A 16,120-nucleotide genomic window follows, 5' to 3' on the forward strand; every position below is an offset into this window, starting at 1 on the left:
CCGTTAAAACTTCAGTTCTTGGGGCTGCTGAGCAGTATGAGGGTGAGCAGCGCCCGCATAGACTTTCAGCTTACGATACATGTCGCGACCCAGCGGGTTCTTAGGCAGCATGCCTTTGACCGCGGTCTCGATCACGCGCTCAGGGGCTTTAGCGATCAGCTTTTCGAAGTTGATCGACTTGATGCCGCCCGGGAAACCGGAGTGGGAGTAGTACATTTTGTCAGTGGTTTTAGCGCCAGTAACACGTACTTGCTCAGCGTTGATTACGACGATGTAGTCGCCGGTATCGACGTGAGGAGTGTACTCAGCCTTGTGCTTGCCACGCAGACGGCTCGCGATTTCAGTGGCCAGACGACCCAGGGTCTGACCAGCAGCGTCGACGACAAACCAGTCGCGCTTTACTGTTTCCGGTTTAGCAGTAAAAGTTTTCATTCTTTATAGCCTCAGGGGCCGCCCTGTAAATTAGACGGCGGATCTTACTGAATAGTGCGTACTTTGACAAGTCAAAGGCAGCCGGATACAGACGCTTTCGGGGGCTCGGGTCGGCGCGTCCGTTCAACGGCAAGATTCTTCGGCGGCGGCGCATCACTTCCACTGCAGAAAGAGGTGCGCAATTATGCAGATTGCGAAAAATATTTCAACCTGCTTTTATGATTGTTTTGCCCAAGGAGCACCCGATGGACTATCGCCAGCTAGGCCGTACCGATCTGAACGTGAGCGCCATCTGCCTCGGCACCATGACCTGGGGCGAGCAAAACAGTGAGGCTGAAGCCTTCGCCCAGATCGAACGCGCCAAGGGCGCCGGGATCAATTTCATCGACACCGCCGAGATGTACCCGGTGCCGCCCAAGGCCGACACCTACGCCACCACCGAGCGCTACATCGGCAACTACTTCAAAAGTCGCGGCGATCGCGCCGACTGGATCCTGGCGAGCAAGATCGCCGGCCCCGGCAACACCATCGACTACATTCGCGACAAAAACCTGCGGCACAACCGCCAACACATCCGCGAAGCCGTGGACGCCAGCCTCAAGCGCCTGCAAACCGACTACATCGACCTGTATCAGTTGCACTGGCCGGAACGCAGCACCAATTTCTTCGGTCAGCTCGGCTACAAGCACAAGATCGAAGCCAATCTGACGCCACTGGAGGACACCCTCGAAGCGCTGGACGAGCAGGTCAAGGCCGGCAAGATCCGCCACATCGGCCTGTCCAACGAAACCCCGTGGGGCACCATGCGCTTCCTTGCCCTCGCCGAAGCCCGTGGCTGGCCCCGCGCGGTATCCATCCAGAACCCCTACAACCTGCTCAATCGCAGCTTCGAAGTCGGCCTGGCGGAAATTGCCATCCGCGAACAGTGCGGCTTGCTGGCCTACTCGCCACTGGCGTTCGGCTTTCTGTCGGGCAAGTACGAAGGTGGCGCGCGTCCGCCCAAAGGTCGCCTGAGCCTCTACAGCCGCTTCAGCCGCTATTTCAACCCGCAGTCGGAAGCGGCGTGCAGCCGTTACGTGGCACTGGCCCGTCAACACGGCCTGGACCCGGCGCAGATGGCGCTGGCGTTCGTCACACAACAGCCATTCGTAACCAGCAACATCATTGGCGCCACGACGCTTGAGCAACTGGACAGCAACATTGCCAGCATCGATTTGAAGCTGTCGGATGAAGTGCTGGCAGGCATTGAGGCGATTCACCAGGATCAGCCGAATCCTGCGCCGTAATCTTCAGTGATCTAAAAAAAGATCGCAGCCTGCGGCAGCGCCTACATGGATTGACATCCACCCATAGGAGCTGTGCCGCAGGCTGCGATCTTTTCAGCCTTCAGAGATTCAAAGCGACCGCGCAATAATCTCCTTCATGATTTCATTGGTCCCGGCATAAATCCGCTGCACCCGCGCATCCGCCCATGCCCGGGCGATCGGGTATTCCCACATGAATCCGTAACCGCCATGCAACTGCACGCATTCGTCGAGCACCTTGCATTGCAGGTCGGTGCCCCAGTACTTGGCCATCGCCGCCGTCGGCACGTCGAGCTTGCCTTGCAGATGCAGTTCCAGGCAGCGATCGACGAAAACCCGGCCGATCTGGATCTCGGTCGCCATTTCAGCGAGCTTGAAGCGGGTGTTCTGGAAGTCGGCGATGGCCTTGCCGAAAGCCTTGCGTTCACGGGTGTAATCCAGCGTCCACTGCAACGCCGCTTCGGCTGACGCCAAGCCTCCCACCGCGACCGTCAAGCGCTCCTGCGGTAATTCCTGCATCAGGTAAGCGAAGCCCATCCCCGCTTGGCCCAACAGGTTTTCCTTGGGCACCCGAACGTCCTGGAAGAACAGCTCCGAGGTGTCTTGAGCCTTCATGCCGACCTTTTCCAGACGCTTGCCCTTGGCGAAACCCGGCGTGTTGGCCTCCACCAGAAACAGACTGGTGCCCTTCGCCCCCGCCTTCGGATCGGTCTTGGCCACGACGATCACCAGGTCAGCCAGAAAGCCGTTGGTGATGAAAGTCTTCGAACCGTTGATCACGTATTCGTCGCCCTCCAGCACTGCGGTAGTCTTCACCCCCTGCAGGTCGGAGCCAGCACCCGGCTCGGTCATGGCGATCGCAGTGACCATCTCGCCAGACACCAGCTTGGGCAGGTATTTGTGTTTCAGCGCCTCACTGCCGTAATGCAGGATATAAGGCGCAACAATGTCCGAATGAAGAGAAAATCCGATCCCGGTCAGCCCCAGACGACCGACCTCCTCGATCACCACCGCGCTGTAGAGAAAGTCTGCCCCCAGCCCGCCGTATTCTTCCGGCAGATGCGAACAGAGCATCCCCGCCTCCCCCGCCTTGTTCCAGAGATTGCGGTCGATATAGCCTTGTTTTTCCCATTGCCCATGGAACGGCACGGCCTCTTTTTCGAGGAACGTTCGCACGCTGTCGCGAAAAAGTTCGTGCTCGGAGCTGAACAAGGTTCTGGGGATCATGCGTCACCTGTCGTTATTGTCAGACGGAATTGATCTTCAGAGACTAAGCCTCGCTTCCGATACAGGACACTGGACACATCCGACAAAAAATAAGACGATCCAGCCGTCTGGTGACCACTTTCCCCTATAAGAATAAAGTTGAATTATGTCTAACCAAGCCTCCAAGCCCTTGCGGCGCGTCAGCATCCTGGCTATCGACCGGGTTTTCGCTTCCACCCTCATGCAAGCCAAGGATTTCTTCCATCTGGCCAGCCTGCGCTATGGCAAACAACTGGGCCACGGCCTGACACCGGCGTTCGAAACCCGGCTGGTCAGCCCCGACGGCAAACCGGTGAACAGCTTCAGCGACGTGATCATGCCGGTGGATGGCGGCCTGGAAAATGCCGACGTCATTATCCTTCCCGCCTTCTGGGACGATTTCGACACGCTCTGCAAACGTTATCCACAGGTCCTGCCGTGGCTGCGCGAACAACACGCCCGCGGGGCAGTGCTGTGTGGCGAGGCCACGGGGGTGTTCTGGCTCGCCGAAGCCGGGCTGCTCAACGGCAAGGAAGCGACCACGTACTGGCGCTTCTTCAATGCTTTCGCCGAGCGCTTCCCTCAGGTCCACCTCAACCAGGACAAACACCTGACCGACGCCGACAACCTGTATTGCGCCGGCGGCACCACCTCGGCCTGCGACCTCTACATTTACCTGATCGAGCGCTTTTGCGGTGCCAACGTGGCCCAGGCCGTGGCTCGCGACATTCTCTACGAAGTACAACGCAGCTATGCGCCGGGGCGGATCGGTTTCGGCGGGCAGAAACTGCACCAGGATGTGATCATCCTGCAGATCCAGCATTGGCTCGAAGAACACTTCGCCGATAAATTCCGCTTCGAAGACGTGGCCCGCGAACACGGCATGAGCATCCGCAACTTCATGCGACGTTTCCAGACCGCCACCGGCGATAAACCGCTGCATTACCTGCAACGCCTGCGCATCGAGACCGCCAAGGGCTTGTTGTCCGGCAGCCGCAAGAGCATCAAGACCATCAGCTATGAAGTCGGATACGACGATGCGAGCTTCTTCGCCCGGCTGTTCCGCCAGCACACGGAACTGTCGCCGAACCAGTATCGGCAGCAGTTTCAGCAGGCGGCGTAGCATGGCGTACGCCTTGCCCCTGTAGGAGCTGCCGAAGGCTGCGATCTTTGGATCTTCGCTTATAAAAAAGGGCCTGCGATGCAGGCCCTTTTTTAATTTCCGAATGTCCTACTATTTTGAGACGCTTATGGCTTATGCGCCCGGGACAGGAATTCGTGAGACTGCATTTCCAGCAAGCGGCTAAGCGTGCGCTGGAACTCGAAGGTCAGGCGACCGCCGGTGTAGAGGTCTTTAAGCTCGACTTCGGCAGAGATGATCAGCTTCACGTTGCGGTCGTAGAACTCGTCGACCATGTTGATAAAACGTCGGGCGATGTCGTCGGTGGTGACGCTCATCTGCTCGACGCCGCTGAGCAACACGGCATGGAAGATCTTGCCCAGTTCGATGTAGTCGTTCTGGCTGCGCGGGCCGTCGCACAGTTCGCGGAAGTCGAACCAGGCCACGTCATCGCAGGTGCGCACGGCGCGGATTTCACGGTTCTCGATCATCAGCACGTCGTTCTCGACGGCAGCCGTGCATTCCGGCGTCAGGGCCCGGAAACTCTTGCGCAGGCTTTCCTGGGCGGCTTCGTCCAGCGGGAAGTGGAACAGCTCCGCTTGCTCGAGGTGACGCAGACGGTAATCGACGCCGCTGTCGACGTTGACGATTTCGGTGTTCTGCTTGATCAGCGCAATGGCCGGCAGGAAGCGCGCACGTTGCAGGCCGTCCTTGTACAGACCGTCCGGCACGATGTTCGAGGTCGCGACCAGGGTCACGCCGTTCTTGAACAGCTCTTCCATCAGCGTGCCAAGGATCATGGCGTCGGTGATGTCGGAGACGAAGAATTCGTCGAAACAGATCACTCGCGTCTCGTCGGAAAAGCGCTTGGCGATGATCGTCAGCGGGTTTTTCTCGCCGCCCAGCGTCTTCATCTCTTCGTGCACGCGCTTCATGAAGCGGTGGAAGTGAGTGCGGGTCTTTTCCTTGAACGGCAGCGCTTCGAAGAAGGTGTCGACCAGGTAAGTCTTGCCGCGACCCACGCCACCCCAGAAGTACAGGCCCTTGACCGGCGCCTGGTCCTTCTTGCCAAACAGTTTGCCGAGCAGGCCCGGTTTGTTCTGCGAGGCCGCGACCAGATCGTCGTACAGACGCTGCAAATGACGCACTGCCGTTTCCTGCGCAGCATCATGGAAGAATTCCGGGCGTTTCAGATCAGCTTGGTATCGTTCTAGGGGCGTCATAATTCGTTAGCAAGGCAACAAAAACGGGCCGTCACTGTAGCGACGGCCCGTGGGAATGGCAATCGGCCCTTGGTCGGACCGAACCGTTGTTTATTCCTGAACCGGTGTCAGTGCAACCCGCAATGCGCCGATGGCAGCATCGCGAGCAGCACTGTCGGCGAAGGCCGGGCTGTCGGCCACGCACTCGCCTTCCAGCCAGACGCTGAAGCTCAGGTCTTCACTGCGTACGTCCAATGGCTGGCCGGATTGCAGTTGTTTGGTCACCTGACCTGCGGTTTTGCCATCGGCGAAGTGGCGCGACAGCAGCAGTTGCTCGCCATCGGCCGCCAGCAGACGGAAGCGGAAACTGCCATCGTCTTCACGGAAGCTGACAAAACGCGCGGCTTTCGCGGCTTTCTTCTTGGTGGTGGCAGCAACTTGAGTCTGGGCGACGAAAGAACGCAGGCCGACCGCTTCACGCAACTCGTTGAGGAACGGCGTGGCCACCGCACGGGCCTTTTTCGCTCCGTGTTGCAGGATGTCTTCCAGATCCGCCGGACGCTCGATCAGTTGGTGATAACGCTCGCGGGACTCGCCCAACTCGTTGTCCAGCAACTGGAACAGGCGATTCTTCGCCTCGCCCCAACCCAGGCCCTGGAGCAATTCGCTGCGGAATTCGTCGGCTTGTGCCGGTGTAGCGAAGGCCTGGAACAAGGTGAACAGGTGCGAGTTATCCGGATCTTTGGCTTCGCCCGGGGCACGGGAGTCGGTCACGATCCGCGAAATCGCGTCTTTCATCTCTTTGGCGCTGCTGAACAACGGAATGGTGTTGTCGTAGCTCTTCGACATTTTGCGACCGTCGAGGCCTGGCAGCGTAGCGACGCTCTCCTCGATCAGCGCTTCGGGCATGGTGAAGAACTCCTTGCCCTGGCCGAACAAGTGGTTGAAGCGCTGGCCAATGTCCCGGGCCATTTCCACGTGCTGGATCTGGTCACGGCCGACCGGCACCTTGTGGGCGTTGAACATCAGGATGTCCGCGGCCATCAGCACCGGGTAGCTGTAGAGGCCCATGGTGATGCCCGCATCCGGGTCTTCGCCGGTCTCAACGTTTTTGTCCACCGACGCCTTGTAGGCGTGGGCGCGGTTGAGCAGGCCCTTGGCAGCCACGCAGGTCAGCAGCCAGGTCAGCTCCGGGATTTCCGGGATGTCGGACTGGCGATAGAACGTCACACGATCCACGTCCAGGCCACCGGCCAGCCAGGTCGCGGCGATTTCCAGACGCGAGCGCTGGATGCGCAGCGGGTCATCGCATTTGATCAGGGCGTGGTAGTCGGCCAGGAAGTAGAACGAATCGGCATTGCTGTCACGGCTGGCGAGGATCGCCGGGCGGATAGCCCCGGCGTAGTTGCCCAGGTGCGGCGTGCCGGTGGTGGTAATGCCGGTGAGAATACGGGTACGAGTCGTCATGGGTAATCGCTTGTCAGACTGCAATCAATTCGAAAGACGCGGCAGGATCAGATCCTTGAGATCGGTCAGCTTGCCATGAAAAAAGTGTCCGCATTCTGCCACTTTCAGCAGCTCATGGGGGCGATCGAGTGCCTCGGACCAATCGTAAACGAGTTGCGGATCGATCACTTCGTCGGTTTCCGGCTGGATCAGGGTCAATGTACCTTGTCGCGGCAGTTGATCCTGATCGCCCAGACGCATGACAGCAGGCGCGACCATGAACAGATGCTTGAGTTGTTCGCCCTTGGCTTCCAGGCGTCCGCCGAGACTGGCTGCAACAAAACCGCCGAAAGAAAAACCGAACAGGCTCAGCGGCAATTCCGGGTGTCTGGCGCGAAACCATTCCGCGACAGCCTGGGCATCATCGACTTCACCGCTGCCCATGTCGTGGGAGCCTTCGCTGGCACCGACGCCACGGTAGTTGAAGCGCAGGGTGATCAGTCCGGCGTCGCGCGCGGTGCGCTGCAGGGTCGAGACCACTTTGTTGAGCATGGTGCCGCCTTGCACCGGGTTCGGATGGCAGATGAGCGCCAGGCCGCGCGGCTGCTCGTTGTCCAGGTACAGTGCTTCCAGTTGGCCGACCGGGCCATCAATCACTACAGGGGTTTCGCGCATAAGCAAGGAAGGAACTCCGTGACCTCGAATCGGGTCGACTCGTCTAGCAAATTGTCTGTGCCAATCTATTGCGAGTGAATCGCGGTATACAGCGCAGGTTCGAGCCGTTAACGTAAAGCAAAGCCGTTTATAGAGGAAGGACTCGTGGAACACTCGCTCTTAGTTTGGTTGTTGCCGACTCTTGCCCTGGTTGTGGGTGTCGCCATTGGATTCCTGATCGCTCGCCTGGTGCCGAATGCCGCTCCGAGCAGCACACAACGTCAGCTGGATGACATTCAGGAACGTTTCGACAGTTATCAGAACGAGGTGGTCACCCACTTCAACAGCACTGCAAACCTGGTCAAGAAACTGACTCAGAGCTATCAGGAAGTGCAGGATCATCTCGCCGAGGGCGCCAACCGTCTGGCCCTGGACGAGCAGACTCGCCAACGCTTGCTGGCTGCCCTGCACGCCGACGCGGTGCAGGCTCCACGGGAACGCCTGACGCCGCCGCGCAATCAGGAACCGCCTCGCGATTACGCTCCCAAAGCCCCGAACGCGCCGGGCATGCTCGATGAGCATTACGGCCTGAAGAAGTAATCAGGTTTCGCGCACCACAAAAAGCCCTCGGACGAGTGATTGTCCGAGGGCTTTTTTTATTCTGAAGTTTTCATCGCCTGAACAAGCGGCACAAAAAATGCCCGATCCTTCAAGGATCGGGCATTTTCATTTCAGGGAGAGGTCAGCCTCTCATGGGTACTGCTGGACAGTGCCTTGCTGTTGCTGACCACCATATTGCTGGCCCGGAATCGCCTTCAGGTTGACCTCGACGCGGCGGTTCTGTGCCCGGCCATTGGTATCACCGTTGCTGGCAATCGGGTTATCCGGCCCGGCACCACGTGCCGACAGGTTGGCGCCGCTGACTCCCTGGGAAGTCAGGTAGGTCGCCACGCTCTGGGCGCGACGCTGGGACAGGTCCATGTTGTGCTGGCGGCTGCCGGTGCTGTCGGTGTAGCCGACGATCTCGATCTGGTTCTGGTTGAACTCCTTGAGCGAGCCCGCCAGGTTGTTCAGCGGCTGGTAGAAGCTTGAGGCAATGTTCGCCGAATCGGTGGCGAACGTGATGTTGCCCGGCATGATCAGCTTGATCTGATCGCCTTGGCGCTGCACCTCAACCCCGGTGTTGGCCATGCTGGCGCGCAGCTTTTTCTCTTGCTGGTCGGCGTAGTAACCGTAACCGGCGGCAGAAGCACCCACCACGGCGGCGCCAATCAGCGCGCCCTTGCCACGGTTATCGTGACTGATGGCAGCACCGGCCAGCGCACCGGCCAGGGCGCCAAGGCCACCGTATTTGGCGGTTTTGCTCATGCCCGTGGAGCTGCCATCGGCCTGCCCCTGGTTGTCATAAGGGTTCGGCGATGCACAACCGGACAACAGAGCCACTGCAGTAGCGACAACGATCAAACGACGCGAGGTGAACATGGAGGAGCTCCTACTTTTTTTGCATTCTGTGGTGCAACGGACTTAAGCAATGAACCTTTGCGGGCGTTGGATCACTGGCAATGACAAAAATTCCGTCAGAGCCCTTCAAGCTCTTACAAAGGGGTTACCGCGCATTTCATCGCCCAGACAGGTGTCCGGGCCATGCCCGGCCACCACGGTTGCCTCTTCGTCGAGGGTATACAACCGCTGCTTGATCGATCGCACGAGTGTTGCCTGATCACCACCCCACAAATCCGTGCGCCCTACCCCACGCTTGAACAGCGTGTCACCGGCAATCAGCAGCTTAGCCTCTGAAAACCAAAAGCTCATGGAACCTGGCGTATGACCCGGCGTGTGCAACGCCACGCCACACCCGCACGCCAACTCTTCATCATCGGCCAACCAGCGATCCGGCGATGGCACCGGGGTGTAAGGCACACCGAACATCTGGCACTGCATCTCCAGATTGTCCCAGAGAAATTGATCTTCTTTATGCAGGTGCAGGGTTGCGCCGGTTTTCTCCTTCAACTGACCGGAGGCGAGGAAGTGATCGAGGTGTGCGTGGGTATGAATGATGCTGACCACCTTCAGGCCCAGGGCGTCGAGCCGCGCCAGGATCAGCTCGTGATTGCCACCCGGGTCGACGACGATGGCTTTTTTAGTGATGGGGTCGCCGATGATTGTGCAGTTGCACTGCAAAGGGCCGACGGGGAAGGTTTCGCGGATGAGCGTTGGAGCGATGACGGTCATGGGCAATCCTGAGCAAACACTGGAGTTCCGGCTTCACGATTCTACGTCACTCGCCGATACAGATCGCAAGGTCAGCAATTTGACGCCACCAAATAAAAAGTAGCGGCCTTTTGATATCAAACTCATAGATTCTCATGCAAAATCGTATTTTTTGTAGCGGCCGCACTCAGGAAGGGCCGCAGACCTCATCTAGGAATGTCCCATGCCACGCCCTCTCAGCTACTCGTTTACCTCGTTTACCAGTATGACCGGCAATAAGTTCGTCGACAGCTTACTCGCGGATGATCATTGGTATGGTCCGCGCTGGCACGAGCAAGGCACGCCAACAATGCTGACCTATAGCTTCGCTGGCACGGGCTCCTTATTCGCCCGAGACTACAGTCCATCGAATGAGTATGAAAACGGCTACTCATTGACTGGAGCACAACAAAGCGCTGTCACCAGTGCCTTGGGGGGGTGGAGCGCTGTGGCCAACGTGCAGTTCTCTCTCGTTCAGGAAACTGTCGTCAATGTGGGTGACTTACGCTTCGGCGGCTATTACGGGATGGACAGCAAGTATGCCGCCTGGGCCTATTTCCCTGACACGACCCCTGCGGGTGGCGACGTCTGGATCGGCCCATCGACCAATGACCCTTCTCCCGTCAAAGGCTCGTTCGATTACCTGACCTTTGTGCATGAAATCGGTCATGCGCTGGGTCTCAAGCATCCATTCGACACAACCCCCGACAACAAGCTGGTGCTGGACCCATCGCTTGATGACGTGCGGTTCACGGTCATGAGCTACAACGACTCCTATTCGTACCAACCCACCACCCCAATGCTGCTGGATATCCTCGCCATTCAAAGCCTTTATGGCGCCAACACCCAATGGCAGGCCGGGAACACCGTTTACTCGTGGGCCCCCACGCAATCGGTGTTCGAAACCATCTGGGATGCCGGCGGGAACGACACAATCGACGCCAGCAACCAGTTGGCGGCAGTGCGCATCAACCTCAATGAAGGTCAGTTCAGCCAGATCGGCAAAGCGTTCACCGACCCGAATGGCGATGCTTTCAATGAAGGGCTGGCGATTGCTTATGGCGCGAAGATTGAAAACGCCTATGGCTCGGCTTTTGATGACTCGCTGATTGGCAACTCGCTGGGTAATTTACTCAACGGCATGGCCGGCGCGGATACCATGGATGGCGGTGCAGGTAATGACAACTATGTCGTCGACAACACCGGCGATGTGGTCATTGAGCGGAGCACGTCGATCTCGGAGATCGACACGGTCTACTCCTTCATCGATTACACCCTGGGCAGTAACCTCGAGAACCTGACACTGCTGGACGGCGCCAACCTCAACGGCACCGGCAACGCCCTGAACAACGTGATCACCGGCAATAACGGCAACAACATTCTGGACGGCGGCATCGGTGCCGACTACCTGGCTGGCGGTACCGGTAATGACACCTACATCGTCGACAACATCCGCGACGTGATTGTTGAAACCAGCACCCTGGCCAGCGAAATCGACATTGTGCGCTCTTCGGCGACCTTCACCCTGAGCGCCAACCTGGAAAACCTCACGCTGACCGGTTCGGCCAACATCGATGGCATCGGCAACGCCCAAAACAACGTGATCACCGGCAACGATGGCAACAACCAACTCGTTGGTGGCGCCGGTCTCGACACCCTGATCGGCGGCAAGGGCAACGACGACTACGGCCTCGATCAGGCCGGCGAGCTGGCCCTGGTCCAGGAAAATGCCAACGAAGGCACCGATACCCTTTACATCACCTACGCCGCCACGGCACAGACCAGCACGGTCGACCTGAACCTGAGCAACCTGCAGAACGTCGAAAACGTGCTGCTGCTCGGCGCCAGCGCTTTTACCGTACTCGGCAACGACCTGAACAACACCCTGACCGGCAACAGTGCTGACAACGTCCTCAATGGCGGCCTCGGTGCCGACCTGATGATCGGCGGCGCCGGCAACGACACCTACGTCGTCGACAACCTCGGCGACGTGATCATCGAGACCAGCGCCCTGGCCAGCGGAATCGATACGGTTTCGTCCTCTCTCGATTACACCCTGGGCAGTAACCTGGAGAACCTGACACTGTTGGGCGCAGCCAACCTCAACGGCAACGGCAACGCCCTGAATAACGTAATCATCGGTAATACCGGCAACAACATCCTGGACGGCGGCATCGGTGCCGACACCCTGGCCGGCGGTACCGGTAACGACACCTACATCGTCGACGACACCCGCGACGTGATTGTTGAAACCAGCACCCTCGTCGGCGAGATCGACACCGTGCGCTCTTCGGCGACCTTCACTCTGAGCGCCAACCTGGAAAACCTCACACTGACCGGCGCGGCCAACATCGATGGCATCGGCAACGCTTCAGACAACGTGATCACCGGCAACGATGGCAACAACCAGCTCGTTGGCGGCGCCGGTCTCGACACCCTGATCGGTGGCAAGGGCAACGACGACTACGGCCTCGATCAGGCCGGCGAACTGGCCCTGGTCCAGGAAAATGCCAACGAAGGCACCGATACGCTCTACGTTATCTACAACGCCACGGCACAGACTGATGTCGTCGACCTGAACCTGAGCAACCTGCAGAACGTCGAGAACGTGCTGTTGCTCGGCACCGGCGCTTTTACCGCGCTGGGCAACGACCTGAACAACACCCTGACCGGCAACAGTGCTGACAACGTCCTCAATGGCGGCCTCGGTGCCGACCTGATGATCGGCGGCGCCGGCAACGACACCTACGTCGTCGACAACCTCGGCGACGTAATCAGCGAGACCAGCACCCTAGCCAGCGAAATCGACACCGTGCGCTCTGCGGTGACCTTCACGCTGGGCGCCAACCTGGAAAACCTCACGCTGACCGGTTCGGCCAACATCGATGGCATCGGCAATGCCCAAAACAACGTGATCACCGGTAACGATGGCAACAACCAGCTCGTTGGCGGCGCCGGTCTCGACACCCTGATCGGCGGCAAGGGCAACGACGACTACGGCCTCGATCAGGCCGGCGAGCTGGCCCTGGTCCAGGAAAATGCCAACGAAGGCACCGATACCCTTTACATCACCTACGCCGCCACTGCACAGACCAGTACGGTCGACCTGAACCAGAGCAACCTGCAGAACGTCGAGAACGTGCTGTTGCTCGGCACCAGCGCTTTTACCGCGCTGGGCAACGGCCTGAACAACACCCTGACCGGCAACAGTGCTGATAACGTCCTCAATGGCGGCCTCGGTGCCGACCTGATGATCGGCGGCGCCGGCAACGACACCTACGTCGTCGACAACCTCGGTGACGTAATCAACGAAACCAGCACGCTGGCCAGCGAAATCGACACGGTTTCATCCTCCCTCGATTACACCCTGGGCAGTAACCTGGAGAACCTGACACTGTTGGGCGCAGCCAACCTCAACGGCACCGGCAACGCCCTGAATAACGTGATCATCGGTAATACCGGCAACAACATCCTGGACGGCGGCATCGGTGCCGACTACCTGGCTGGCGGTACCGGTAACGACACCTACATCGTCGACAACATCCGCGACGTGGTCGTCGAGTCCAGCACCCTGGCCAGCGAGATCGATACTGTGCGCTCTTCGGTGAGCTACACGCTGGGCAACAACCTGGAAAACCTCACGCTGACCGGCGCGGCCAACATCGATGGCATCGGCAACGCCCAAAACAACGTGATCACCGGCAACGATGGCAACAACCAGCTCGTTGGCGGCGCCGGTCTCGACACCCTGATCGGTGGCAAGGGCAACGACGACTACGGCCTCGATCAGGCCGGCGAGCTGGCCCTGGTCCAGGAAAATATCAATGAAGGCACCGATACGCTCTACGTTCTCTACAACGCCACGGCACAGGCTGATGTCGTCGACCTGAACCTGAGCAACCTGCAGAACGTCGAGAACGTGCTGTTGCTCGGCACCGGCGCTTTTACCGCGCTGGGCAACGACCTGAACAACACCCTGACCGGCAACAGTGCTGACAACCTCCTCAATGGCGGCCTCGGTGCCGACCTGATGATCGGCGGCGCCGGCAACGACACCTACGTCGTCGACAACCTCGGCGACGCGATCATCGAGACCAGCGCCCTGGCCAGCGAAATCGATACGGTTTCGTCCTCTCTCGATTACACCCTGGGCAGTAACCTCGAGAACCTGACACTGTTGGGCGCAGCCAACCTCAACGGCACCGGCAACGCCCTGAACAACGTGATCATCGGCAATACCGGCAACAACATTCTGGACGGTGGCATCGGTGCCGACTATCTGGCTGGCGGTACCGGTAATGACACTTACATCGTCGACAACATCCGCGACGTGATTGTCGAAACCAGCACCCTGGCCAGCGAAATCGACACCGTGCGCTCTTCGGTGACCTTCACCCTGGGCGCCAACCTGGAAAACCTCACACTGACCGGTGCGGCCAACATCGATGGCATCGGCAACGCTTCGGACAACGTGATCACCGGCAACGATGGCAACAACCAACTCGTTGGCGGTGCCGGTCTCGACACTCTGATCGGCGGCAAGGGCAACGACGACTACGGCCTCGATCAGGCCGGCGAACTGGCCCTCGTCCAGGAAAATGCCAACGAAGGCACCGATACGCTCTACGTTATCTACAACGCCACGGCACAGACTGATGTCGTCGACCTGAACCTGAGCAACCTGCAGAACGTCGAAAACGTGCTGTTGCTCGGCACCGGCGCCTTTACCGCGCTGGGCAACGACCTGAACAACACCCTGACCGGCAACAGTGCTGACAACGTCCTCAATGGCGGCCTAGGTGCCGACCTGATGATCGGCGGCGCCGGCAACGACACCTACGTCGTCGACAACCTCGGCGACGTAATCAGCGAGACCAGCACCCTGGCCAGCGAAATCGACACCGTGCGCTCTGCGGTGACCTTCACGCTGGGCGCCAACCTGGAAAACCTCACGCTGACCGGTTCGGCCAACATCGATGGCATCGGCAACGCCCAAAACAACGTGATCACCGGTAACGATGGCAACAACCAGCTCGTTGGCGGCGCCGGTCTCGACACCCTGATCGGTGGCAAGGGCAACGACGACTACGGCCTCGATCAGGCCGGCGAACTGGCCCTGGTCCAGGAAAATGCCAACGAAGGCACCGATACCCTTTACATCACCTACGCCGCCACTGTCCAAGCCACGGGCCTGCCCAGCACGGTCGACCTGAACCTGAGCAACCTGCACAACGTCGAAAACGTGCTGTTGCTCGGCGCCGGCGCTTTTACCGTACTCGGCAATGATCTGAACAACACCCTGACCGGCAACAGTGCTGACAACGTCCTCGATGGCAGCCTCGGTGCCGACCTGATGATCGGCGGCGCCGGCAACGACAGCTACAGCGTCGACAACCTCGGCGATGTGGTCGTCGAGACCAGCACCCTGGCCAGCGAAATCGACACTGTCTATTCCTTGATCGATTACACCCTGGGCAATAACGTCGAGAACCTGAACCTGGTGGGCAGTACCAACCTCAATGGCACCGGCAACGCCCTGAATAACGTGATCAACGGTTACATCGGCGACAACATCCTGGACGGCGGCATCGGTGCCGACTACATGGCCGGAGGTACCGGTAACGACACCTACATCGTCGACAACATCCGCGACGTGGTAGTCGAGACCAGCACCCTGGCCAGCGAGATCGATACTGTGCGTTCTTCGGTGACCTTCACCCTGGGCGCCAACCTGGAAAACCTCGCACTGACCGGCGCGGCCAACATCGATGGCATCGGCAACGCTTTGGACAACGTGATCACCGGCAACGATGGCAACAACCAGCTCGTTGGCGGCGCGGGTCTTGATACCCTGATCGGCGGTAAGGGCAACGACGACTACGGTCTCGATCAGGCTGGCGAGCTGGCCCTGATCCAGGAAAACGCCAATGAAGGCACCGATACGCTCTACGTTCTCTACAACGCCACGGCCCAGACCAACACCGTCGACCTGAACCTGAGCAACCTGCACAACGTAGAGAACGTGCTATTGCTCGGTACCGGAGCCTTTACCGCGCAGGGCAACGACCTGAACAACACCCTCACCGGCAATGCCAATAACAACGTCCTGGACGGTGGCCTCGGCGCCGACATCCTCACCGGCGGCGCGGGTGCGGACAAGTTTGTGTTCAGTGCTGTGAACGAAATGGGCACAGGCGCCAATCGCGATGTCATCACCGACTTCAATAGCCTGCAAGGCGATAAAATCGATCTGACGAAGTTCGACGCCAATTTGCTGAGTGCTGGTTTCAACGGCTTCAGCTTTATCGGCGCGAATGACTTCACCGGTGCAGGACAACTGCGCTTCGTCGACCATGTGCTCTATGGCAACGTCAATGGCGACCTGGGCTCGGACTTCGAAATCCAGCTGGTGGGTGTCAATACCTTCGGTGCTAACGATTTGGTAGCCTGACGATTCGTCACGTAAG

General features: G+C 59.1%; 11 protein-coding genes. 4 read left to right on the plus strand and 7 right to left on the minus strand.

Translation table 11 applies throughout. The features are described from left to right. Positions 1–3: 3 nt before the first annotated feature. Positions 4–432 (minus strand): 50S ribosomal protein L13, encoded by a 429-nt coding sequence (gene rplM, locus ACCC96_RS14445; protein WP_007939824.1) that lies wholly within the window; start codon positions 430–432, stop codon positions 4–6. A gap of 245 nt (positions 433–677) precedes the next feature. Between rplM and ACCC96_RS14450 the strand changes: the two genes are divergently transcribed. After that, a complete protein-coding gene (locus tag ACCC96_RS14450; protein WP_019651810.1) occupies positions 678–1,718 on the plus strand; it encodes an NADP(H)-dependent aldo-keto reductase in 1,041 nt (346 codons plus the stop codon). 108 nt (positions 1,719–1,826) lie between these two features. On the opposite strand, the gene ACCC96_RS14455 is transcribed toward ACCC96_RS14450, so the two are convergent. Further along, positions 1,827–2,963, minus strand: coding sequence for an acyl-CoA dehydrogenase family protein (locus tag ACCC96_RS14455; protein WP_007939822.1), 1,137 nt, complete (start codon positions 2,961–2,963; stop codon positions 1,827–1,829). Between the two features lie 244 nt (positions 2,964–3,207). Here ACCC96_RS14455 and ACCC96_RS14460 point away from each other — a divergent pair, with 244 nt between their 5' ends. Then, positions 3,208–4,104: a GlxA family transcriptional regulator gene (locus ACCC96_RS14460; RefSeq protein ID WP_172901249.1), complete on the plus strand. Its 897-nt coding sequence runs from the start codon at positions 3,208–3,210 to the stop codon at positions 4,102–4,104. 125 nt (positions 4,105–4,229) lie between these two features. Here the strand turns inward: ACCC96_RS14460 and zapE are convergent, their stop codons facing one another. The 3 genes from zapE to ACCC96_RS14475 form a co-directional block, all read right to left on the minus strand. Beyond that, the gene (gene zapE, locus ACCC96_RS14465; protein WP_019582361.1) at positions 4,230–5,324 is read right to left on the minus strand and encodes a cell division protein ZapE; all 1,095 of its coding nucleotides are present in this window, start codon (positions 5,322–5,324) and stop codon (positions 4,230–4,232) included. Positions 5,325–5,414: 90 nt separating this feature from the next. Beyond that, a complete protein-coding gene (locus ACCC96_RS14470; RefSeq protein ID WP_413696171.1) occupies positions 5,415–6,770 on the minus strand; it encodes a tryptophan--tRNA ligase in 1,356 nt (451 codons plus the stop codon). A gap of 24 nt (positions 6,771–6,794) precedes the next feature. Further along, positions 6,795–7,424: an alpha/beta hydrolase gene (locus ACCC96_RS14475; protein WP_413696172.1), complete on the minus strand. Its 630-nt coding sequence runs from the start codon at positions 7,422–7,424 to the stop codon at positions 6,795–6,797. A 144-nt stretch (positions 7,425–7,568) separates the two neighbouring features. On the opposite strand from ACCC96_RS14475, the gene ACCC96_RS14480 reads away from it, so the two are divergent. Beyond that, positions 7,569–8,003: a YhcB family protein gene (locus tag ACCC96_RS14480; RefSeq protein ID WP_258672388.1), complete on the plus strand. Its 435-nt coding sequence runs from the start codon at positions 7,569–7,571 to the stop codon at positions 8,001–8,003. 150 nt (positions 8,004–8,153) lie between these two features. Here the strand turns inward: ACCC96_RS14480 and ACCC96_RS14485 are convergent, their stop codons facing one another. Together ACCC96_RS14485 and ACCC96_RS14490 are read right to left on the minus strand one after the other, a co-directional pair. Next, positions 8,154–8,885, minus strand: coding sequence for an OmpA family lipoprotein (locus tag ACCC96_RS14485; protein WP_007939811.1), 732 nt, complete (start codon positions 8,883–8,885; stop codon positions 8,154–8,156). Between the two features lie 105 nt (positions 8,886–8,990). Further along, positions 8,991–9,635 (minus strand): MBL fold metallo-hydrolase, encoded by a 645-nt coding sequence (locus tag ACCC96_RS14490; protein ID WP_258672387.1) that lies wholly within the window; start codon positions 9,633–9,635, stop codon positions 8,991–8,993. A gap of 202 nt (positions 9,636–9,837) precedes the next feature. Here ACCC96_RS14490 and ACCC96_RS14495 point away from each other — a divergent pair, with 202 nt between their 5' ends. Next, positions 9,838–16,104, plus strand: a complete 6,267-nt coding sequence (locus ACCC96_RS14495) for a calcium-binding protein (RefSeq protein ID WP_413696173.1) — start codon at positions 9,838–9,840, stop codon at positions 16,102–16,104. The last annotated feature ends 16 nt before the right edge of the window (positions 16,105–16,120 follow it).

It is taken from the genome of Pseudomonas sp. Pseusp11, from assembly GCF_047304405.1.
Taxonomy (GTDB): domain Bacteria; phylum Pseudomonadota; class Gammaproteobacteria; order Pseudomonadales; family Pseudomonadaceae; genus Aquipseudomonas.

Excerpts from the sequence above, each read along its gene's own strand:
- ACCC96_RS14475 (WP_413696172.1), bottom strand. The coding sequence starts at position 7,424 with ATGCGCGAAACCCCTGTAGTGATTGATGGCCCGGTCGGCCAACTGGAA.
- ACCC96_RS14490 (WP_258672387.1), bottom strand. The coding sequence starts at position 9,635 with ATGACCGTCATCGCTCCAACGCTCATCCGCGAAACCTTCCCCGTCGGC.
- ACCC96_RS14485 (WP_007939811.1), bottom strand. The coding sequence starts at position 8,885 with ATGTTCACCTCGCGTCGTTTGATCGTTGTCGCTACTGCAGTGGCTCTG.
- zapE (WP_019582361.1), bottom strand. The coding sequence starts at position 5,324 with ATGACGCCCCTAGAACGATACCAAGCTGATCTGAAACGCCCGGAATTC.
- ACCC96_RS14455 (WP_007939822.1), bottom strand. The coding sequence starts at position 2,963 with ATGATCCCCAGAACCTTGTTCAGCTCCGAGCACGAACTTTTTCGCGAC.
- rplM (WP_007939824.1), bottom strand. The coding sequence starts at position 432 with ATGAAAACTTTTACTGCTAAACCGGAAACAGTAAAGCGCGACTGGTTT.
- ACCC96_RS14495 (WP_413696173.1), top strand. The coding sequence starts at position 9,838 with ATGCCACGCCCTCTCAGCTACTCGTTTACCTCGTTTACCAGTATGACC.
- ACCC96_RS14450 (WP_019651810.1), top strand. The coding sequence starts at position 678 with ATGGACTATCGCCAGCTAGGCCGTACCGATCTGAACGTGAGCGCCATC.
- ACCC96_RS14470 (WP_413696171.1), bottom strand. The coding sequence starts at position 6,770 with ATGACGACTCGTACCCGTATTCTCACCGGCATTACCACCACCGGCACG.